Genomic DNA, 20,663 nt, shown 5'->3' on the forward strand with positions numbered 1-20,663 from the left:
TCGCCGCGGCCGCCCGCAACCAGCCCACCCAAGGACCCCCACCCGCCGGCGCCAGCCCGATCGAGACGATGGCCCACCGGCTGCGCACACCCGAAGGCAAAGCCCTCTACAACCAGCGCAGCCACATCGCCGAAACCCCGTTCGGCCACGCCAAACACAACCTCGGATTCAAACGCTTCACATCCCGCCGAACAACCAGAGCCACAGCCGAATTCAGCTTCCACGCGCTCGTGCACAACCTGTTCAAAGCCATCACCACCGGCGCACTGACCCCAGCGACTGCATAACCCGCCAGCCCCACCGGGCACGACGACGAACACACACCCGCACCATCGACACCAGCCCATCACACCCCGCCCCGAATTGCGCAACAGCCCGGAATCCGCTTGGCACCCGCGAAGAATGGACATCGAGTGCGGCCCTGCCGGGTACTGTCGACCGCGATGGATCGCTTCAACGGCCAAGACGTCCCGGAAACGCTCGCTGATGCGCTCGACCCGGCGACGTTGGCGTTCGTTGTCTACGACATGCAACAGGGCGTGCTCAGCCAGATCGGCGACGCCGATAGGGTGCTGACGAATGTGCGCCGACTGCTTGCGGTGGCGCGCGAGCGGCGAGTGCGCACTGTCTTCATGCGGCACTACTTCATGCCGACCGAACTGGCTGGCGTGTTTCAACTCCGCCAGGCCAAGATTTGGCAGCACAAGGACCGTGCCGCCGACACGCATCCGCTCATTGCGCACGGTTCCCCGGGATTCGAGCTCGTGGCAGGGCTCGAGTCTGGCCCCGGCGAGGCCGTCTTCGACAAGATCACCATGTCGGCGTTCGAAGGCACTCCGCTCGACATCGTGCTGCGCGATTGCGGTGTGCGTGCCTATCTGATCGCCGGGGTGGCGATCGAGGTGGGTATCGAGCCGACCGTGCGCCACTCGGCCGATCTCGGCTACATCCCGATCGTGGTCCGCGACGCGTGCGGTGCCGGAGACATCGCCGCCAGCCAGCGGTCGATTGAGAGCCTGCGCTTCGCCGGCGACGCGATCATCGCGGACACCGACGAGGTGTGTGCGTTGCTGTCCGGCAGGAGCTGAGTTACGACTGCGCCAGCAGTTCGTAGGCGATGGCGAGCGAAATCTTCTTCTGCTGTTCGAGGTCCGGTTCGGCGCCGTTGTCGAGCTGCCGATCGGCGACCGGGCCGAACACCACCGCCATCATGGCGGTTCGGACGCGGATTTTGGTGTAAAGGTCGGCGTCCGGCGGGGTGAGCAGGTCGAGGACATCGAGGATCCAGGTCTTGGGAATGGCCTGGTTGTCCCGGCTCGCCAGCGCGTGAATGACCGGGCGGTTCTCCTGAACCAGGCGCACGATCCGGCTGGTGTCGCCGTAGAAGAGATCGGCAAGCCGGTTGAGCATCTCTCGCTGGAATTCAGGCGAAAAGTCTTGTGACCGGCCCCAATTCACGAGTTCATCCACGGACCGGGTCATCTCCGCCAGCAGGCTGAGCAAGATCGCGTCCTTGGATTTGAAGTGGTAGTACAGCGCCGCTTTCGTTACCTCGAGGCGTTCAGCGATTTCGCGCAGGGATGTGCCTTCGTAGCCGCGCTCGGTGAAAAGTTCGAGCGCGACGTGCAGGATCCGGTCCCGCATGGCGGGCTCGTTCGTGGGCATCGTTGCACCACTCCTTTTAATTGCCGTCCCGGTACTGGTTGCCGTCCCGTTATTGAATTGACAACGCCCCGTCGCGGATTACTATACGGCAGGTAAGTGGCTTACCGGTCGGCAAGTAATCGAGGTAATCATGCCAGCGCGAACCACACTCGGGCCGGTCGGCGAGGCGATTCCGCGTCGTAGTCCGCGCGAAATCATCACGGTGATGAGCGGTCTCATGATCACGATGCTGCTCGCCATGCTCGACAACACGATCGTCGGTCCGGCGCTGCCCACCATCGTCGGCGATCTCGGCGGCCTGCGTCACCTCGCCTGGGTGCTGACGGCCTACACGCTGACCACCGCCATCTCGACGCCGGTGTGGGGCAAGCTCGGCGACCTGCTCGGCCGCAAGGCCACCTTCATGTCTTCGATCGTGCTGTTCCTGATCGGTTCGGCGCTGACCGGCATGTCGCAGAACATGCTGGAGCTCATCATGTTCCGGGCGTTGCAGGGCCTCGGTGCGGGTGGGTTGATCGTCGGCGTCATGGCCATCGTCGGCGAGTTGATTCCGCCCGCCGAACGCGGCAAGTACCAGGGCCTGTTCATGGCGGTGATGCCGCTGGCGATGCTCGGCGGCCCGTTGATCGGCGGTTGGATCACCGACAACGTCTCCTGGCGCTGGGCGTTCTACGTGAATCTGCCGCTCGGCATCGTCGCGCTGCTGACCGTGTGGTTCACCCTGCACGCGCCGCGGCGGACCACCGGCAAGGTCGGCATCGACTGGTGGGGTGCCGGCACGCTGGCCGTCTGGGCGAGCGCGCTGGTGTTGCTCGGTAGTTGGGCGGGATCGCAATACGATTGGGGTTCTTGGCAAATAATCGTGCTGGGGATCGTTGCGGTGATCGGCTTCGTGGCGTTCGTGATGATCGAACTCCGTGTCGCCGAGCCGATTCTGCCGCTGCACGTCTTCGCCAGCCGGAACTTTTCGCTGGCCGGGATACTGTCGTTCCTCATTGGCCTCGCGCTGATGGGGTCCGCGGCCTACCTGCCGCAATTCCAGCAACTGGTCCAGGGCGCATCCGCGACCAACAGCGGGTTGTTGCTGTTGCCGATGATGTTCCCGATGATGCTGACGAGCATGGTCATCGGCTTGCTCACGAGTCGCACCGGCAAGGTTCGCATCTATCCGGTGATCGGCGGGGCGGTGTTGATAGTCGGGATGCTGCTGATGGCCCACGTCCATCCCGACACCACGAAGTTGACCCTGAGCCTGTACATGGTGGTCATCGGCATGGGTGTGGGCTGCCTCATGCAGCCGACGATGCTGATCGCGCAAAACAGTGTGAGCCTGCGCGACATGGGTGCGGGCATGGGCGCCAACACATTCCTGCGGACCATGGGCATGTCGCTGGGCACCGCGGTCCTCGGCACGGTGTACGTGACCAGACTGACCAACAGCCTGAGCGAACACGCCGGTCGCGCCGGCGCACAGCTCATTGCCGGTGGCGCCCAACTGCCACCGTCGGTCGTGCACACCTTGCCGCGACCGCTGCAGGATGCGCTGCATATGGCAGTCACCAGCGGTATCTCCGGAGTGTTCTGGGCGGCGACGGGAGCGGCGGTGATCGGGTTCCTCGTCACCTGGTTCGTCAAGGACGTCGAGCTCGCCGGGTTCGCCGAGGATGCTCCACCGAACGCGCCAGAGGCGGATGCCGAGCCGAACCTGTTGTCGCGCAACTAGCGAACGGTCCGGCGCGAACAAGGTGGCGTGAACCTAGCCCTCGGGTTGGTTTCGGGTGGACATCGTGGCGGCGAAGCTTGTTGCTACAGCAGCATTCCCGCTTCGTTAGGAGAACCACCATGACCGACGTCCGAATCTACTTCGGCACAGCCATTTTCGCCGCGTTGACCATTCTCGGCGCGATCGGTGCGGCAAGCATTGCTCGAGCGGAACCGGTAGATCCGAACAACGGGCCCGGCAAGGGGTGCCCGATAGTGCAGGACGACGCGAACGGCAACACAACTGTTGTGGGATACGCCCATCCGGGTGACCGGCAGGGAGTGTTGGTCTGCGGCAAGGACGGCGAATGGTCCTTCGGTAAGGCCGTCACACCTGGTGGTGGCGTGATTCAACGGGCGAATCCACCGAGTGCTGCCGTGCAGTGATCTGCCGATAAGCGGGTCGGCCCTTCACATTTTGTCCGGCCCGCTCGAGAGCGAGCGGGCTTAAGGTTCAGGCGCCCAAGGGAATCCACGGTGGCACAGCCACCGCGCGGAGGTCGGGCGAGTTGGCCAAGGCAACTAACGCCGCCGGTATCCGCACCAGCGGAAGGACAAAATCTGCGCAGCCGGAGGCGGCGGCGTGGGCGGGCATGCTGGTGGCTCGTGCTGTCGCCGGGTCTTGCACCACAACGCACCCGCCGAGTCGCTTCACCTCGCGACAGCCCGCGGTGCCATCGCACAGCATTCCGGTGAGCACCACCGCGATTGTGGGTACCACCTGTGCGGCGCTGGTCAGCAGGTGGTCTCCCGGGAGGTGGTCGTGATCCGGGCTTGGCGAAAGCGCCAGCCGATGCAGCCGGTCGATGTGCGCCATCGTCTGACCGGGTATCACCACAATGCCGGGGCCGTCGACGACCATCCCGTTCTCCGCAAGTCGGACCGCGAGCCGTGTTCTGCGCATCAGGATGTCGGTGAAACCGTCGCACCGATTGCGGCGGCGATGCTGCACGATCAGCACCGGTATTGGGAACGTGTCGGGCAGTCCGGCCACGACCGTCGAAATCGCCTCCAGACCGCCGAGCGAGGCGACGACCCCGATTAATCCTAAGCTCGCCGCCACACTATGCCGGGTGGCAGACACAACTCCAGGGTAGGCCGCGGGCCGAGCCGCCGGCATGGTCATACCGCCGGGAAGTGATATCGCCGCAGAGGTTTGCCGCCAAACACACGGGTATCCGATTGGCGTGATTGGTAATTCGCCCCGGCAAAGCCGCGATAACCCGTGCGGCGCTCCCGTCGACATCGACCGGGGGCCCATACTGATCACCTCCGCCTCGGCTTCACTCGATGACGAGCGACACCTGCGGGTACGGAAATACACGATCCTGATGGCTCTGCGCTTGCCGGCGCTGGCGGTTGCCGCCGCGGTGTACAGCGCGGCCGGTATCGCCTGGTTGGCGGCCGCGATTTTGGCGGCTTCGCTACCGCTTTCCTGGATTGCCGTCCTCATCGCGAACGACCGACCGCCGCTGGCGCGGACGCGGACCACGATGCCGGATCTCGAAGCAGCAATGTCGGGATTGCCGAACGCGAACCGCGAGTCGAACGGTGCATCGGACTTGCGTTCGCTGACCATGCGCGCCGGGGCGTCGCCGGCACTGCATACCGCGCCGGTCATCCCCGCTACCTGGCCGGGACTGCGGCTGAAACGTTAGCGCGGGCCTTCGCCGGTGCGGGGATAATCGAACTGCCACGATGCCAGTGGCGCTCGATGAAGGGGGCTCGGCGATGCCCGCTGGATCAGCCCAACCCAGCGGTACCGAGTTGCCGGCGAGGCCGATCGATACCACCATCCGCAGATTCGGCAGCTTCCGCTTCTTCCGGGAAGGCCAGCGCTGGGAATGGTCGGCTGAGGTCGCCAACATGCACGGTTACGAGGACGGAAAAGTCGTGCCGACCACCGAATTGGTGCTCGAACACAAGCATCCCGACGACAGGTCGCAGGTCGGGCGGCTCATTCGGCGTGTTCTGGACGAGGGTGTGCCGTTCTGCAGCAGGCACCGCATCACCGATGCCATGGGCCGGATCCACAACGTCATCGTGGTTGCCGACCGCATGCTTGCCGATGACGGCACGGTCACCGGAACCCAGGGTTTCTACGTCGATGTCACCGAGGCGATGCGGGTCGAAGTCGACGCGGCCGTGCTCGAGGTCGGCGAGCACCGTGCACCGATCGAGCAGGCCAAAGGCATGTTGATGCTGATCTACGGCATCACCGAACAGCACGCGTTCGACATTCTGGTGTGGCGCTCGCAGGAGACGAACATCAAACTGCGGGTTCTGGCGGAACAGCTGGTCAGTCGGGCTCGCGAGCTGCGCTGCGACGACGTCTTACGACGCGATTTCGATCACCTCCTACTCACCGCACACGAGCTGTAGCGCTCACCGCGCCAGCCGACGCTCACAGCAAACGTCCAGCTCCCTTCCAGCGTCGTGGGACTTCAGCTGTGCAGACTCGGTGCCCATGACGATCACCATCGACACGGCCGAAGGCTCCCGGCATGCAATACCAGCCGCGGAGCCGACGCAAAACGCATCCAGCCGGACCCTGTGGGAACGGGTAGGGCTCGTTGTACTGCTGATCGGCACGGCGGTCGCCTACCTGTGGAACATCACCGTCAACGGGATGGGCAACCAGTTCTATGCCGCTGCGGCGCAGGCCGGTTCCAAGAACTGGGAAGCGCTGTTGTTCGGGTCGCTGGATACGGGCAACTTCATCACCGTCGACAAGCCGCCGGTATCGCAGTGGGTCATGGGGCTGTCCGGGCAGATCTTCGGATTCTCCAGTGCCTCGATGCTGATCCCACAGGCGCTGATGGCGGTCGCATCGGTCGCGCTGGTCTACGGTGCGGTGGCACGGGTCAGTTCCCGCGGCGCGGGACTGCTCGCCGGCGCGGTGCTCGCTGTGACCCCGGTCGCGGCGCTGATGTTCCGCTTCAACAACCCAGACGCGGTCATGGTTCTGCTCATGACGGCAGGTGCCTACTGCACCGTGCGCGCGCTATCGAAGGCCAGCGCGCGCTGGCTTGCATTGGCTGGAGTGGCGCTCGGCTTCGCGTTCCTGGCCAAGATGCTCGAGGGGCTGATGGTGCTGCCCGCCCTCGGTCTGGCCTACCTGATCGTGGCGCCGACCGGGCTGGGCAAGCGCATCGCGCACTTGCTCGGTGCCGCGGCCGCACTCGTGCTGTCGTCGGGGTGGTACGTCGCAGTGACCTTGTTGTGGCCGGCCGGTTCCCGTCCGTACCTGGCCGGCTCCACCGACAACAACTTCATGAATCTCGTCATCGGCTACAACGGTCTCGCCCGGGTCCTCGGACGCAACCACGGCGGCGGTTTCCCGTCGGGCGGCGACGCGGCCCAGCACCGTGCTGGGGCGCCGGACATGACGCAGTGGGCCGACATGGCACACCGCGGCAGTCACGGGGGCTTCGGCGGGATGGGTTCGGGCGCCGGCATTACCCGGCTGTTCACCGGTGAGGTCGGATTCGAGATTTCCTGGTTGCTGCCGGCGGCATTGTTGTCGCTGGTGATCGTGCTCGTCAGCCGTGGCCGTCGGCCGCGCACCGATCTGGTGCGCGGTGCCGCAATCGTTTTCGGCGGCTGGCTGGTGGTCGACGGGCTGGTCCTGAGCTTCATGAACGGCATGATGCACGCGTACTACACGCTGGCCATCGCTCCCGCCATCGCTGGCTGCATCGGCCTTGCCGTGCATGAGCTGTGGCGCACCCGGGAACGGACGTGGTCCCGCGTCGGTGCGGCGGGGCTCGTCGCGGCGGCTGGCGTGTGGGGATTCGTGCTGTTGAACCGTAACGGCGATTGGCTGCCGTGGCTGCGCTGGACGATTCTCGCCGTCACCGTCGTCGCGGCCGCCGCGGTGCTGTCGACGAGCGTGGTGCGCGGCCGCCGGTTCGGGTCCGTGGCAATGATCGTGGGCCTCTGTGCCGCGCTGGCCGGTACGACCGCGTACACGCTGGCCACCCTCGGCCAGGCGCACAGCGGCGGAGGCCCCACGGTCGGTCCGGCGCAATCCGATGATCACGGCGGTGGCTGGGGCGACGACCAGCAGGCCAATCCGCAGCTGACCGCCATGCTCGAGAAGGCCGGCACCAAGTGGTCGGCGGCGATCAATCGCTCCTCGTCGGCCGCCGGCCTGGAATTGTCGAGCAATACCGCGGTCATGGCCATCGGCGGATTCGGCGGCAGCGACCCGACGCCGACGTTGCCCGAGTTCATCAATGACGTTGCCAGCCATCAGGTTCGCTACTACATCGCGCAAACCAACGGAGGCCCGGGCCAGCATGGATTCGGCGGCAACAACGGTCCGAATGCGGCGATCTCGAAGTGGGTCAGCGCGCACTTCACGCCAGTCAAGGTGGGCTCGGCAACGGTCTATGACCTGTCCGGCTACCGCGGCTGAGCCGTGAGCAGCCGTCAGCTCTCTTGGAATTCGCCTACCGCCCGGTGGGTGGTGCGGTACGCCGTGCTGGTGCTCTACGTCGTCGCGCTGGTGGTCACCATCGCGACGAAGGGCATCCCGACGGACCGCACCTATCAGGCCGCATGGCTGGTCGGGGGAATCGTCGCCTACCGGATAGACCGCCCGTGGCGTGCCCATCTGGCGGTGATCCTCGACTGGGCGCCACTCATCGCGGCGCTCGTCGCATACGACCTCAGTCGCGGGATTGCTGCCGGACTGGGCATGCCGGTGCGGGTGACCGAGCCCGTCAATGCCGATCGATGGCTGTTCGGCGGCACCATCCCGACGGTGTGGCTGCAGCAGCATCTACTGCCCGCGGACGGGCACCCGCCGTGGTGGACGATGCTTACCGGAATCGTCTACACCACTCACCTCGTCGTGCCATGGGTGTTGGGTGCGGTCCTGTACGTGCGCTCGCGTCCAGCGTGGGCGCGCTACATTCGCCGCGTACTTGTCTTGTCCTACTTGGGTTTGGCCACCTACATCCTGTTTCCCGAGGCACCGCCCTGGTATGCGTCGTCGGCCGGTGTGATCGGCGAACCGGTACGGCGCGTCGCAGGCTTCGGATTCGGCTTCGTTCCCCTCGATACCAGCACCGTCTGGCTACAGGCACACGGCAATTCGGTGGCCGCGATGCCGTCATTGCACTTCGCGTTCACGCTGCTGGTTGCCGGCGCCATCTGGCCGTGCGTCCACAGACGTTGGTTGCGTGCAATTTTGACGCTGTATCCGCTGGCCATGGCGTTCACGCTGGTATACGGCGGCGAGCACTACGTCGTCGACATCCTGTTCGGGGTGCTGTACGTGGTAATCACAAATCTCGTGTGCCGGTGGTGGGAGCGGCGGCGCACACCGCCACCTGTTGTCAGTCCCGATGCGGCAGAGGAGCATCCGGTAGCGGTCTAGTGACGGGGCACCAGCCAGATATCACCCGCGCCGGGGGTTACCGCGTCGACCAGTTGCCATGCCCGCTCGGCTGGAATGTCGACCACCTCGTAGCGGCCTTTGCCGGCGGGGGTGGCGGCGATCACGGTCGCCAGTCCCGCGCGGCGCTGAAAATAGGTCTGCCGCACGGTCCAACCGATGATTCCGGATGATTGCAGGGTGTGCCGCTTGCGGTCCAATGATCCGGTTTGAGTGATGAGCCACCCGGGCAGCACCGCATGCCCGAGCCCGCGGGCGCGATCCCAGGCGACTGCGATTGCCGTCAGCGTCGCGGCGGCCAGTGCCCACCAGGCGTAGCTCGGCATTTGCACATACCGTGACGCGATCGCCAGTCCCGCCGCGGCCATGGCTACCGGAGAAAGCGCGCGAACGTACCGTCGCCGGGTGGCTGCGGGGCCGTGATGTACCAAGCGAACATCATCTTGCGTGCGGGTGCCGGTTACGGTGCCCGAGACCCGAATTGCTTCGGCACGCGGGGCCGACGGCAACAGCAGGGACGAGCCGTGTTCGTGCACCCGAACTCCCGTCATGATGGCGTCGAGGCGTGCACCACCGGCCAGCCGCAATAGCAGCGGTTGAGCGAGTGTGGTGCCGCGCAACCGGCTCGAGTCCAGCGACGTCTGCCTCGTGGTGAGCAAACCATGGCTGACATGCAGCACCGTGCCGTCGTCGATGACGGTCAGTCGGCCATAACTGAGCACATATCGCACGCACGCCAGTGCGCTCGCGAAGACGAGGAGTGCCACCAGCAGGCAGGCCAGCATCGCGACCAGGCCGAAACTCCTTGCGGCCCCGAATACCCCGGTAAGGAAGGCAGAATCGGCGATTCGCTGGCCGAGCCCATTCTGGAAAATCACGCCAGCGATCGTGCCGACGGCGACCACCCCGGTCAGCGAGAACGGTGCATAGCGCACCCAGGCCAGCGAAAAGTGCGCGATCTCGGTACCACGGCGGTCGGCTGGTGCTCTCGTGGATTCCTGCGGCACAGCGTCTTTGGTCAGTAGGGCGGCGCGCACTTTCGGCACCAGCTTGGCGTCGAGGGCATTCAGCTCGAACGGGTGCTCGTGATGGGCGTGGCTGCCGGTGCCGATGTGCACGACGGCCAGTCCGAGTACTCGGTGCAGAAAGCTGGCCTTAGCCTCTACCGAGCGGATTCGGCTGCGCGGCACCGAAAGCCGCTGCTTGCGGAAGACTCCGGTGCGCAGCTCGATGTGTACGGGGCCAAACCGGTAGCTCGTGGTGAACCACCGCAAGATTGCATGGGAGACAACGATGAGCAGGCCCAACAGCGTCCAGCGGTAGTCGTCGTGCTGACTGCCGATGATCAGGGAGACGACCAATGCCGGCGCCACCCGCACGACCTCGGTGACGGGGTGCACCAACAGCATTCGCTTGTCCAACCGTTGCCACGGCAATTCCTGCTCATGCGCAAAAGCCTCGTCGGTTGCAGGTGGCGGAATCAGGTTCCTCACGTGGCGTCTCCGCGGTGCTGATCGGCGATCTCGGTGAGACGCGCGGCAGTCTGGTCGCGAGTGCGTTGTCCAGCGCGGTGATTCGCACTGCACCCGCCGATGAGGCGGTGGTCACGATGACCGTGGCCAGGCCGAGGAGGCGCTCGACGGGTCCGCGTTCGGTGTCGATCGTCTGCGCTCTCGAGATCGGCGCGATGCGGCGTTCCTGGTCGAACCAGCCTGTGCGGGTGTACACGGCCGTGTCGCTGACCTCCCAGCGGTGCACGGCATAGCGCCAAAACGGTACGGCACCAATATGTGCGGCCGCCAGCACCGCCGTCACCAGGAAAACACTCACGTGCGGCCAGGTCAGCCAATGCCGGTCGACAATCCCCCAGACGAGCTGCGCCACCATCGGCGCTACCCAGATCAGCGCGGCGTTGATCGCCCAGAGTTGCTTCGCCTTCGGGCTCGGTCGCCAGCTCGGCTCGGCCATCGACAGGTTCGACATGAGCTCATGCTGCCCGACCGCCCGAAGTTTGGCAGCGAGAGCGCGGTGGTCAGCCGTCCGTCGCGCCGGTCGCCGCGGGCATGCTCGCCGAGGGCTCGTCGACGATCTGCCCGGCGATGCTGCGGCTTTCCGCGAGCTTGCGGGTGGCCACGTCGGCTATCTCGAGTGCCTTGTCGGTATAGACGCGGAAGCCCAGATGCGGTCGGTAGCCGTGAATTTCGCGAGTGTCCAGCTTTCGGATGAAGTTCAGGATCTGCTTGCTGAACAGCTGGCCGGGCACGAGCACCGGGAAGCCGGGTGGGTACGGCGTCACGAAGGTTGCCGAGACGACATGTCGACCGGCGTCGATCTTGTCCTCGACCTCATCGGGTGTCAGGTATTCACACAGGTCGTCGCTGTAGGAGAGGTAGAACGCGCGGCGCACGTCGCCGTCCGGGGTCGGCGGGCCACCGTTGCTGCCGGTTTCCAGGAAGCTCGGGTGAAATCCACTGAAGTTCGGCAGCGGGGCGGCTGCGGTGGTGAGCCGCTCGACCGCGCGGTCGTGGTGCGCCTTCTCGGTCTGGCTCATGTCGGATAATTCGTTGTCGAGGTGCCGGACGAACTTGACCAGTACCTCCACCAGGTAGGCGACCGAGCTGCGCGTCGTGCCGATATTGGTCATGAACAGCACGGTGTTACGCGAGGTCTTGTTGATCTGCACGCCGTAGCGGTCCATCAGGTGCGCGCGTTTGAACGTGTCGCCGTCGATGCCGGTCGGGCCGATATAGAGGGTGATCCGGGACGGGTCGAGCACGAACTCGTCCTGCTCCCAGACCTTGGTCATGCTGCGCAGTCCGGTCCGCAGTGGCTGCGCGACGCCGGACGGTCGGAATTCCTCGGGAATGAGTTCGGCGGTGGACAGGCAGTGCATGTATCTGCTCAGCAGCGGGTGGTTGTCGATCGCATCGCGCAGTTGCATTGCGTTCTCGAGTTGCTTCTGCACCAGTTCGGTGCCCTCGAGCGCGGCCTGCCTGCGCCCGAGATCCAGCGACGCCAGAATCTGATAGTTGGGGGAGGTGGAGGTGTGCGCCATGTAGGCCTCGTGGAAGGTCTCCTCCACCTTTTGCTCGAAGTCCTGGTCGTGGACGTGAATCATCGAGCCCTGCCGCAGCGAGGTCATCGTCTTGTGCGTGGATTGGGTGGCGTAGACCCGTACCCGCGCCCGCGCCGGGTCCGGCAGCAACCGCGTCGACAGCAGGGTCTCATCGTCGTCGGGCAGCTTGCCGCCGTGGCTTTCCAAGTAATCGGCATAGCGCTTGCGATAGTCGGGATCGCGCAGTCGCTCCCGAACCGACTCTGCCGCATGCATTCCCGTGCGGGTGCGATAGATCGGGTGGAAGCGGGCGAACGCGAACCAGGCCTCGTCCCACAGGAATACCAGGTCCGGCTTGATGGCCAGGCATTCCTCCATGACGCGCTCGACGTCGTAGACCTGACCGTCGAAGGTGCAGTTGGTCAGTGACAGCATGCGGACCCGGTCAAGTTTCCCAGCACGCTTGAGCGCCAACAGTTTCGACTTGATCTCGCGCAGCGGCACCGCGCCGTACATGGAGTACTTGTTGAGCGGGTAGGCCTCCAGGTAGCAGACATTGGCCCCGGCCAGCACCATGCCGTAGTGGTGTGACTGATGGCAGTTGCGGTCGACGAGCACAATGTCGCCGGGCGCGACAAGTGCCTGCACCACAATCTTGTTGGCCGTCGAGGTGCCGTTGGTGACGAAGAAGGTGTGTCGGGCACCGTAGGTCTTGGCGGCCAATTCCTGGGCTTCGCGCAGCGGGCCCGTCGGCTCCAGCAGCGAATCGAGACCGCCGCAGGTCGCCGACGTCTCGGCGAGGAAGACCTCCAAGCCGTAGAACCCGACCATGTCTTTGATCCAGTGCGAGTTGACTATCGACTTGCCCTGGGAGATAGGCAGCGCGTGGAAGACACCGGTGGGCCGGCGGCTGTATTCACGCAGCGCGCTGAAGAACGGTGTCCGATAGCGGTCGGCGACGCCGTGCAGCAGGCTCAGGTGCAGTTCGAGCGAGCCCTCGCGGGCGTGAAAGACGCGGCGGAAGTGCTCGCCGACCTGGCCGGCAACATCTTCCACCTCGATCTCGGTCATCAGGTACAGGTCGAGTTCGGGCCGAACGGTCGCCAGGGACATCGCGAGAATGTCCGCGCGTTCCTCCGGGGTGTGGTCGGCGAGTTCCTCGGACACCGTCGAGTCGACGAACTCCGCGAGCGCGGACAAGTCGCGGCCAGACTTGTGCGCGAACCGGCGCCGGATCACACACGCCTGGATGTTGACGTTCAACCGCGCTGCGATCACTGCCTCATCGCCGCTGCCGACCACGACGAGTTCGTAGATGAAGTCGTCGTCGGGCCGCCGCCAACTGCGTACCTCGTTGCGCAGCGCGCGTTCCTGGGATTCGGTCATGGTCTCGACGACGAGGACCTCGAAATACGGCCGCTGCGTGCTGTCGGCCACCGATTCTTCGGCTCGATCGACGTCGGTGCCGAGGAGATCGTGTTCGTCGGACAGGGCCGCACCGCCGTCGCCGCGCCGGTAGGACTCGGTGACCAGGGACCGGTTGATCCGGGCAACGGTCCGCGCGAACCGGTCGTAGTTGCCGCCGGTGAGCAGGCGCTGCGTCTTGGCGAATAGCTGATTGCCCGGAAAAGCCCAGTAGTGCTCGTAGGGTGCCAGCGCAGCAACCAGACGTCCCGCGTTGTCGACCAGGTTGTCGATTTCGGCACTGTGCGCGGCGGCTCTGGCCAACCGGTCGGCCGCCTCCTCGAGGCGGCACCAGGTATCTGCGCGGAATTGCCAGACCGTGTTGTACGCGCGAGCGTGGACGTCACCCATCGGCGATCACCCCATCCGTCTGATCAGTTGGCCGGAGTATGGATCTGTCTCGATAACCGCGCAATACCTAACGTGTCCATCACCATAGGTTCGGTGGCGGGCTGGCTCCATATCGCGCTGCGACAGAAGATCAGTACAACGTTGGTGGTATTCGACAGACGATGCGACGCGCTTCGGCCTATTGCGTATTCACTCGAGCTGTGGTCTGTTACGTGCACGCTCACGAGCCACCGTCGATAGAAGGACGCACGATGTATCTCACCCAGTCGCTGCACCGGGCTCTGCAGCAGAACCCAGGGCGCATCGCCACGATCAACGGTGCCCGCCGGTACACGGTCGCGGAATCTGTCGAACGGATCTCCCGTCTGGCCGCCGCGTTGCGCGCGCTCGGCGTCCGGGCCGGTGACCGGGTAGCTTGTCTCGGGCTCAACTCTGATCGCTACCACGAATATCTGTTTGCGGTGCCGTGGATCGGAGCCGTGCTCAATCCGGTCAACATTCGCTGGAGTCCCGCCGAAATCGTGTACTCGCTTGCCGATTCGGATTCGCGGGTGCTACTGGTCGATGACACGTTTGCGAACGCAATTCCCGCGCTGCGCGCCGGTTTCGACAGACTCGAGACCGTGATATTCACCGGCGACGGGGAGGCGCCTGCGGGCGCGTTGCGCTACGAGGACCTGATCGCGGGTCACGAGCCAGTTGCCGATACGCGCACCGGCAGAGACAGTCTGCTTGGAATCTTCTACACCGGTGGTACCACGGGGAATCCCAAGGGTGTGATGCTCAGCCACAACAACCTGATCACCTCCGGTTTGGGTTCGTTGGCCACCGGACACGTTGCCTCCCAAGGCGGCCGGATGTTGCACGCCGCTCCGATGTTCCACCTCGCTGACATCGCAATGTGGACGATCGGCAATCTCGTCGGCTCGACGCACGTCTTCATCCCGATGTTCACGCCGGCCGCAACGTTGGCAGCCATTGCTGAGCACCAGATCACCGACGCGTTGTTGGTGCCGACGATGATTCAGATGCTGGTCGACGACCCGGCGGCCGCCGAGGTCGATCTCAGCAGTGTGAAACACTTTCTCTACGGCGCCTCACCGATCTCCGAGTCGCTGCTCGAGCGCGCCCGCAAGGTGTTCCCTGCCGCGAAGTTCACGCAGGCATACGGCATGACGGAGTTGTCACCGGTCACCACCCTGCTGTCGCCGACCGACCATGACGATCCGACATTGCGGCGTTCGGCCGGTCGCGCAGTGCCGCATGCTGAAGTGCGCATCGTCGACGCCGACGACAACGAACTGCCCCGTGGCAGTGTCGGGGAGGTCGTCGCGTTCGGCGATCACGTCATGCTCGGGTACTGGAACAAACCGGAGGCCACGGCCGAAGCCGTCCACGACGGCTGGATGCACACCGGCGACGGCGGATACATGGACGACCGCGGCTACGTGTTCATCGTCGACCGACTTAAGGACATGATCATCACCGGCGGTGAGAACGTGTACTCCGCGGAGGTGGAGAACGCGCTGGCCAAGCACCCGGCGGTGGCGGCATGCGCGGTGATCGGCGTTCCCGACGCCCAGTGGGGTGAGCGGGTCCATGCAGTCGTGGTGCTCAAAGAGGGCCAGCAAGCCAGCGAGGACGAATTACGGGAGCACTGCCGAGCCCTGATTGCCAACTACAAGGTGCCACGAAGCGCCGAATTCGTTGCAGCACTGCCGATGTCGGGCGCAGGCAAGATTCTCAAGCGTGAGCTGCGCAAGCCGTACTGGGAAGGGGCGGGTAGCGGAGTGTCGTGAGGACGCCCATCTCAGTCCTTCGGCCGCCGGTCGATCACCCGCTTGGCCTTGCCGACCGAGCGTTCCAGCCCGCCCTGTTCGACCACGTCCACAATGACGGTGACACCGATGCGGTCTTTGATCAGTTTGCCCAGCCGCACCGATGCTTCCGCGTTGACGGAAGCGCTACTGTCCGGGCGTGATTCAACCCGCACGGTGAGCTGGTCCATGCGCCCGGGCCGTTCCAGGATGCACTGGAACTGTGGGGCGAGCGCGGGAATGGTGAGGATGAGTTCCTCGATCTGGGTGGGGAAGAGGTTGACGCCGCGCAGGATGATCATGTCGTCGCAGCGTCCGGTGATCTTCTGCATGCGCCGCATCGAGCGTGCCGTACCCGGCAGCAGCCGAGTCAGGTCGCGGGTGCGGTAGCGGACAATCGGCATCGCTTCCTTGGTGAGCGAGGTGAACACCAACTCGCCCTCCTCGCCGTCGGGTAGCACCTCGCCGGTCTCGGGGTCGATGATCTCCGGATAGAAGTGGTCTTCCCAAATATGCAGGCCGTCTTTCGTATCCACGCATTCCATGGCAACGCCGGGACCGATCACCTCGGACAGCCCGTAAATGTCGACGGCGTCGATGCCGAGTTGCGCCTCGAGTTCGGTGCGCATTTTCTCGGTCCACGGTTCGGCGCCGAACACGCCAACCCGCAGCGACGTGCTGGCCGGATCGATGCCCTTGGCGATCATCGCGTCGACGATGGTCAGCATGTACGAAGGCGTGACCATGATGACGTCGGGGGCAAAGTCGGCTATGAGCTGGATCTGGCGTTCGGTCATTCCGCCGGACATGGGGATGACCGTGCAGCCCAGGCGTTCTGCGCCGTAGTGCGCGCCGAGACCTCCGGTGAACAACCCGTATCCGTAGGCGACGTGCACCTTGTCGGACGGCCTGACCCCGCCGGCACGCAGGCTGCGCGCGACCAGGTCCGCCCACGTGTTCAGGTCGTTGGCGGTATAGCCGACCACGGTCGGCAGTCCCGTTGTCCCGGACGAAGCGTGGATGCGGGAGATCGAAGTCTGCGGTACCGCGAACATACCGAACGGGTAATTCGCGCGGAGGTCGGCCTTGGTGGTGAAGGGAAATTTCGCCAGGTCGGTCAGGTCTTTCAGGTCGCTCGGATGCACCCCGGCTCCGTCAAAAGCCCTGCGGTAGTGCGGCACATTGTCGTACGCATGCTGCAACGACCAGCGCAACCGATCAAGCTGCAGGGCGGAAATCCGGTCGCGGGAGGCAAATTCGATGTCGTCGGATCCCGATGCGTGCTGTGGCGTCACAACGCTGGTCATTGTTGCTCCAAGGTTCAGGCGTCGAAATCGACGGTCACGGTGTCGCTGACGGGATAGCTCTGGCAGGTGAGGACGATTCCCGCGGCCACCTCGTCGTCCTCAAGTGCGTAGTTGCGCCGCATATCTACTGCCCCGCACGTGATTTTGGCCCGGCAGGTGCCGCAGACGCCACCCTTGCAGGCGAAGGGCAGATCGCTGCGGATGCGTTCGGCAGCGTCGAGGACCGTCTCGTCCTGTGGCAGCGTTCCGGTGACGGAGCGCCCGTCCAGCACGATCGTGACCTCGCTCGTTGCTCCCGCAATGGCTGGCTCGCGATGTGTCTCGAGCGGCGGCGGCACAGCTTCGACAAAGAACAGTTCGTGATGGATGCGCTCACGCTCGACGCCCAGTTCGGCCAGCACCGCTTCGGCATCGGTGACCATTCCGTACGGGCCGCACAACCAGAAGTGATCGATCGCCGCGACGGGGACAAGTTCGGTGAGGATGGTGCGCAGCCGCTGCGCATCGAGGCGACCGCTGAACAACTCGACCTCGCGCGGCTCTCGGGACAGCACATGGATGACGTCGAACCGGGGCCCGAACTGGTCCTTGAGATCGGCGATCTCTTCGGCGAACATCACCGACCGGGTGCGCCGATTGCCGTAGAGCAGTGTCACTTTCGCCTCGGGATTGGTCAGCATGGTCGCCGCGATCGAGAGCATCGGGGTGATGCCCGAGCCCGCCGCGATGAGCACGTGGTTGCCGCCCGACGTGGGCTCGGCCACGAAATTTCCAGTGGGGGCCTGGACCTCGATCCGGTCGCCGACCTTGACCTCGTGCACCAGCCAGCGCGAGAACAGCCCGCCCGAGACTTCGCGCACGCCCACCCGCGGTGCCGATCCGACGGGGGCGCAAATCGAGTAGGAGCGGCGATGCTCGACACCGTCGATGGTGCGCCGCAGGGCGAGGGATTGGCCTGCGCGGAAGACGTATTCGTCGGCGAGGTGGTCGGGAACCTCGAACCGCACGGCCACCGCGTCGTCACAGAGTTGCTCCACCTCGGCGACGGCGAGGGTGTGGAACGGGCGGTTGCGCGGCTGTGCCGGTGGGCTGGTTGATGCTGTCGCCGTTGTCATGAGGTCAGATTTCCTTCACGTGATCGAAGGGCTCGAGGCATTTCAGGCAGCGATACTGTGCCTTGCACAGGGTGGCGCCGAACTCCGAGACGAGTTGGGTCGCGTCGGAACCGCAACGCGGGCAGTGGATTCGACGCGGGGCAGCGATGAGCGTCAGCGGAACCGGTCCGAGTCGGCGAACCGGCGCCGGGCCGGGCACGGAGTATCCGTACTCACGCAGTTTGCGGCGCCCGTTCGCGGTGATCCAGTCACTGCTCCACGCGGGGACGAGTTGGGTGTTGATCTGCACCTGGTAGCCGTGTTCCTGCAGCGACCGGGTGAGGTCATCGCGGATGGTGGCCATGGCGGGGCAGCCTGAATAGGTCGGGGTGATGGTCACTTCGACTGTGCCCGCACTGCTTTCGCGCACGTCGCGGAGCACGCCCAGATCGTCCAGGGTCAGCATCGGCATTTCGGGGTCGCGCACGGCGGCGGCGATGTCTTTGGCGCTCACCACAGTCCCTCCGGGTGTGCCCGTGCAACGCTTTGCATTTCGGCCAGCACATGGCCCAACGCCTCGGTGTGCAATCCGTCCCGGCCGGCCCGCCCGCCAACCGTGCCGATCTGTCGCCCGGCGGGTGCATCCAGTTCGGCGGCGTGCAGCACCTGGCGGAGCACGTGGTCGAACTCCTCGCGCACATCGCGTGGATCGACCGCGACGCCGACCTCCGCCAGCATGAGTTCGTCGGCGCTCGCGCCGAACAGTTCGGCGGTATAGGGCCAAACGAGTGCCAATGCCTCGGTCATTCGCCGCGTGGATTCCGGTGTGCCGCAACCGAGGGTGACCGCCCAGCGCGCGGCGTAGTCGCGGTGGTAGGTCAGTTCCTTGACGCCCTTGTCTGCCACCGCGGCCAGCACCGGGTGCCGCGACGTTCGCAATCGGTCGAAAATGGCCAGCCGCCAGGTGCTGAAGATCAGCAACCGCACGATCGTGGTGGCGAAGTCGCCGTTGTCGAGTTCGGCGAGCCGGACGTTGCGAAACTGATTGTCGGAGCGGAAGAAAGCCAACGCGTCCTCGGCTGGCACCGGAGAGGTTTCCGAGATGAACGGAACCACGGCCGGATCGGCGTCGGCGGCCCGGGCCAGCAGCAGCCGCGCCTGACCCAACAGGTCGAGTCCGATGTTTGCCAGCGCAACTTCTTCTTCGAGTTCCGGTGCGCGGGTGCACCATTGCGCCAAACGTTGCGCGGTGATGAGGGCGTCGTCGCCCAGCATCAGGCAGTAACGCGCGAGCGCGGCGCGGTCGACATCGGCTGGAACTGTGGTGTCCACGCCGGCCAACGGGTCGTCGAAGCTGGTGCCGAAGGCCCACTTGTCGTGGCTGTCCTCGTTGACGAGGCCACCGTAGGCGTTGTCATGGTCCAGGTGATTCATGCTCGCGCCTCACATGTGGGGAACGTTGTCGGGGATTTCGTAGAAGGTGGGGTGGCGATACACCTTGTCCCCGCTGGGCGCGAAAAACGGGTCCTTCTCCGAAGGGCTGGATGCCACGATGGCGCTCGACCGCACCACCCAGATGCTCACTCCCTCGTTTCGACGGGTGTAGAGATCGCGTGCGTGCCGCAGCGCCATCTGGTCATGGGCCGCGTGCAGCGACCCGACGTGTACGTGGTTGAGTCCGCGCTTGCCGCGCAGGAAGACCTCGTAGAGAGGCCAGTCGGCCTGGATGCTCATCGGTTTTGCTCCTCGTGATCGCGGTGCGCGAAGGCGGTGGCCGCTTCGCGTACCCAGGCCCCGCCCTCGTGTGCAGCCCGACGGTTGGCGATGCGCTCGACGTTGCAGGCGCCGTTGCCCTTGATGACCTGCTTGAATTCGTCCCAGTCGGGTTCGCCGAAGTCGTAATGACCGCGATCGGCGTTCCACCTCAGGTCCGGATCGGGGAAGGTGACACCGAGCGCTTCGGCCTGCGGCACGCTCATGTCGACAAACCGCTGCCGAAGCTCGTCATTGGTGTGCCGCTTGATGCGCCAGTGCATGGACTGTTCGGTGTTTGGTGAATCCGCATCGGGCGGACCGAACATCATCAGCGCCGGCCACCACCATCGATTCACCGACTCCTGCACCATGTCACGCTGAGCCTGAGTGCCGCGCATCATCGTGTACAGCAGCTCGTAGCCCTGGCGCTGATGGAAGGACTCCTCCTTGCAAATCCGGATCATCGCCCGGGCATAGGGGCCGAAGGAGCTACGGCACAGCGGAACCTGGTTGCAGATTGCCGCACCGTCCACGAGCCAGCCGATGGTGCCGACATCGGCATAGGTGAGGGTGGGGTAGTTGAAGATGGAGGAGTACTTCTGTGTGCCCTCGATGAGCATTTTGGTCAGATCGCCACGGTCGGTCCCCAGCGTTTCCGTTGCCGAGTACAGGTACATGCCGTGACCGGCCTCGTCCTGCACCTTGGCCATCAGGATGGCCTTGCGGCGCAGCGACGGCGCGCGGGTGAGCCAGTTTCCTTCAGGTTGCATGCCGATGATCTCGGAGTGTGCGTGCTGGGCAATCTGGCGAATCAGTGTCTTGCGGTAGCCCTCGGGCATCCAGTCGCGTGGTTCGATGCGCTGGTCTGCGGCAATGATCGCTTCGAAGTCCGCTGCCAACTCGCGTTGCTGCTCTGATGTGGTCATTCCTCCACCTTCATTACCGAATATTCGGTCGGTAATTAGTATGCGCCGAAACGGTGAGATATGG

Annotated in this window: 19 protein-coding genes and 1 pseudogene; 9 read left to right on the forward strand and 11 right to left on the reverse strand. The window is 64.9% G+C overall.

Annotated elements, in window-relative coordinates:
- The coding region (locus FOS14_RS08695; RefSeq protein WP_185981695.1) for a transposase at positions 1-287 on the forward strand (287 nt) is incomplete at its 5' end.
- Positions 288-443: 156 nt separating this feature from the next.
- Complete coding sequence (locus FOS14_RS08700) at positions 444-1,088, forward strand: cysteine hydrolase family protein (RefSeq protein ID WP_143769917.1); 645 nt, start codon at positions 444-446, stop codon at positions 1,086-1,088.
- 1 nt (position 1,089) lies between these two features.
- Here FOS14_RS08700 and FOS14_RS08705 read toward each other — a convergent pair whose 3' ends face one another.
- Positions 1,090-1,665, reverse strand: a complete 576-nt coding sequence (locus FOS14_RS08705; RefSeq protein ID WP_143769918.1) for a TetR/AcrR family transcriptional regulator — start codon at positions 1,663-1,665, stop codon at positions 1,090-1,092.
- A 130-nt stretch (positions 1,666-1,795) separates the two neighbouring features.
- Between FOS14_RS08705 and FOS14_RS08710 the strand changes: the two genes are divergently transcribed.
- A complete protein-coding gene (locus FOS14_RS08710) occupies positions 1,796-3,388 on the forward strand; it encodes an MDR family MFS transporter (RefSeq protein ID WP_143769919.1) in 1,593 nt (530 codons plus the stop codon).
- Between the two features lie 119 nt (positions 3,389-3,507).
- Positions 3,508-3,813 carry a hypothetical protein gene (locus tag FOS14_RS08715; RefSeq protein WP_143769920.1) on the forward strand — a complete coding sequence of 102 codons (306 nt, stop codon included), beginning with the start codon at positions 3,508-3,510 and terminating at the stop codon, positions 3,811-3,813.
- Positions 3,814-3,880: 67 nt separating this feature from the next.
- Here FOS14_RS08715 and FOS14_RS08720 read toward each other — a convergent pair whose 3' ends face one another.
- Positions 3,881-4,510: a chemotaxis protein CheB gene (locus tag FOS14_RS08720; protein WP_143769921.1), complete on the reverse strand. Its 630-nt coding sequence runs from the start codon at positions 4,508-4,510 to the stop codon at positions 3,881-3,883.
- Between the two features lie 34 nt (positions 4,511-4,544).
- On the opposite strand from FOS14_RS08720, the gene FOS14_RS08725 reads away from it, so the two are divergent.
- From FOS14_RS08725 to FOS14_RS08740, 4 genes are all read left to right on the forward strand, one after another.
- Entirely contained in the window at positions 4,545-5,084 is a 540-nt protein-coding gene (locus FOS14_RS08725; protein WP_143769922.1) for a DUF3099 domain-containing protein, read from the forward strand.
- Between the two features lie 73 nt (positions 5,085-5,157).
- Entirely contained in the window at positions 5,158-5,808 is a 651-nt protein-coding gene (locus tag FOS14_RS08730; RefSeq protein WP_143769923.1) for a PAS and ANTAR domain-containing protein, read from the forward strand.
- Between the two features lie 85 nt (positions 5,809-5,893).
- Positions 5,894-7,846, forward strand: coding sequence for a glycosyltransferase family 39 protein (locus FOS14_RS08735; protein ID WP_143769924.1), 1,953 nt, complete (start codon positions 5,894-5,896; stop codon positions 7,844-7,846).
- A gap of 48 nt (positions 7,847-7,894) precedes the next feature.
- Positions 7,895-8,812, forward strand: coding sequence for a phosphatase PAP2 family protein (locus FOS14_RS08740; RefSeq protein WP_370512193.1), 918 nt, complete (start codon positions 7,895-7,897; stop codon positions 8,810-8,812).
- Here FOS14_RS08740 and FOS14_RS08745 read toward each other — a convergent pair.
- The 3 genes and pseudogenes from FOS14_RS08745 to FOS14_RS08755 all read right to left on the reverse strand — a co-directional run bounded on the left by FOS14_RS08745 (position 8,809) and on the right by FOS14_RS08755 (position 13,700).
- Positions 8,809-10,239: a PH domain-containing protein gene (locus tag FOS14_RS08745; protein ID WP_143770164.1), complete on the reverse strand. Its 1,431-nt coding sequence runs from the start codon at positions 10,237-10,239 to the stop codon at positions 8,809-8,811. The genes FOS14_RS08740 and FOS14_RS08745 overlap by 4 nt on opposite strands.
- A gap of 80 nt (positions 10,240-10,319) precedes the next feature.
- A pseudogene (locus FOS14_RS08750) lies at positions 10,320-10,813 on the reverse strand (PH domain-containing protein).
- 49 nt (positions 10,814-10,862) lie between these two features.
- The gene (locus FOS14_RS08755; RefSeq protein ID WP_143769925.1) at positions 10,863-13,700 is read right to left on the reverse strand and encodes an aminotransferase class I/II-fold pyridoxal phosphate-dependent enzyme; all 2,838 of its coding nucleotides are present in this window, start codon (positions 13,698-13,700) and stop codon (positions 10,863-10,865) included.
- A gap of 251 nt (positions 13,701-13,951) precedes the next feature.
- Between FOS14_RS08755 and FOS14_RS08760 the strand changes: the two genes are divergently transcribed.
- Positions 13,952-15,499: a long-chain-fatty-acid--CoA ligase gene (locus FOS14_RS08760; RefSeq protein ID WP_143769926.1), complete on the forward strand. Its 1,548-nt coding sequence runs from the start codon at positions 13,952-13,954 to the stop codon at positions 15,497-15,499.
- Positions 15,500-15,510: 11 nt separating this feature from the next.
- Here the strand turns inward: FOS14_RS08760 and paaK are convergent, their stop codons facing one another.
- Genes paaK through paaA form a run of 6 tightly spaced genes read right to left on the reverse strand, consistent with a single transcriptional unit; the run spans position 15,511 to position 20,599 of the window.
- The gene (gene paaK, locus FOS14_RS08765) at positions 15,511-16,824 is read right to left on the reverse strand and encodes a phenylacetate--CoA ligase PaaK (protein WP_143769927.1); all 1,314 of its coding nucleotides are present in this window, start codon (positions 16,822-16,824) and stop codon (positions 15,511-15,513) included.
- 14 nt (positions 16,825-16,838) lie between these two features.
- Positions 16,839-17,939 (reverse strand): 1,2-phenylacetyl-CoA epoxidase subunit PaaE, encoded by a 1,101-nt coding sequence (paaE, locus tag FOS14_RS08770; protein ID WP_143769928.1) that lies wholly within the window; start codon positions 17,937-17,939, stop codon positions 16,839-16,841.
- Between the two features lie 4 nt (positions 17,940-17,943).
- Positions 17,944-18,432, reverse strand: coding sequence for a 1,2-phenylacetyl-CoA epoxidase subunit PaaD (gene paaD, locus FOS14_RS08775; protein WP_255450183.1), 489 nt, complete (start codon positions 18,430-18,432; stop codon positions 17,944-17,946).
- Complete coding sequence (paaC, locus tag FOS14_RS08780; protein WP_143769929.1) at positions 18,429-19,352, reverse strand: 1,2-phenylacetyl-CoA epoxidase subunit PaaC; 924 nt, start codon at positions 19,350-19,352, stop codon at positions 18,429-18,431. Before paaC ends, paaD begins: the two co-directional genes overlap by 4 nt.
- 9 nt (positions 19,353-19,361) lie before the next feature.
- Positions 19,362-19,652 carry a 1,2-phenylacetyl-CoA epoxidase subunit PaaB gene (paaB, locus tag FOS14_RS08785; protein WP_143769930.1) on the reverse strand — a complete coding sequence of 97 codons (291 nt, stop codon included), beginning with the start codon at positions 19,650-19,652 and terminating at the stop codon, positions 19,362-19,364.
- Positions 19,649-20,599, reverse strand: a complete 951-nt coding sequence (gene paaA / locus FOS14_RS08790) for a 1,2-phenylacetyl-CoA epoxidase subunit PaaA (RefSeq protein ID WP_143769931.1) — start codon at positions 20,597-20,599, stop codon at positions 19,649-19,651. The genes paaB and paaA overlap by 4 nt, the downstream gene beginning before the upstream one ends.
- Positions 20,600-20,663: the final 64 nt, after the last annotated feature.

The organism is Skermania sp. ID1734 (assembly GCF_007489285.1).
Taxonomy (GTDB): domain Bacteria; phylum Actinomycetota; class Actinomycetes; order Mycobacteriales; family Mycobacteriaceae; genus ID1734.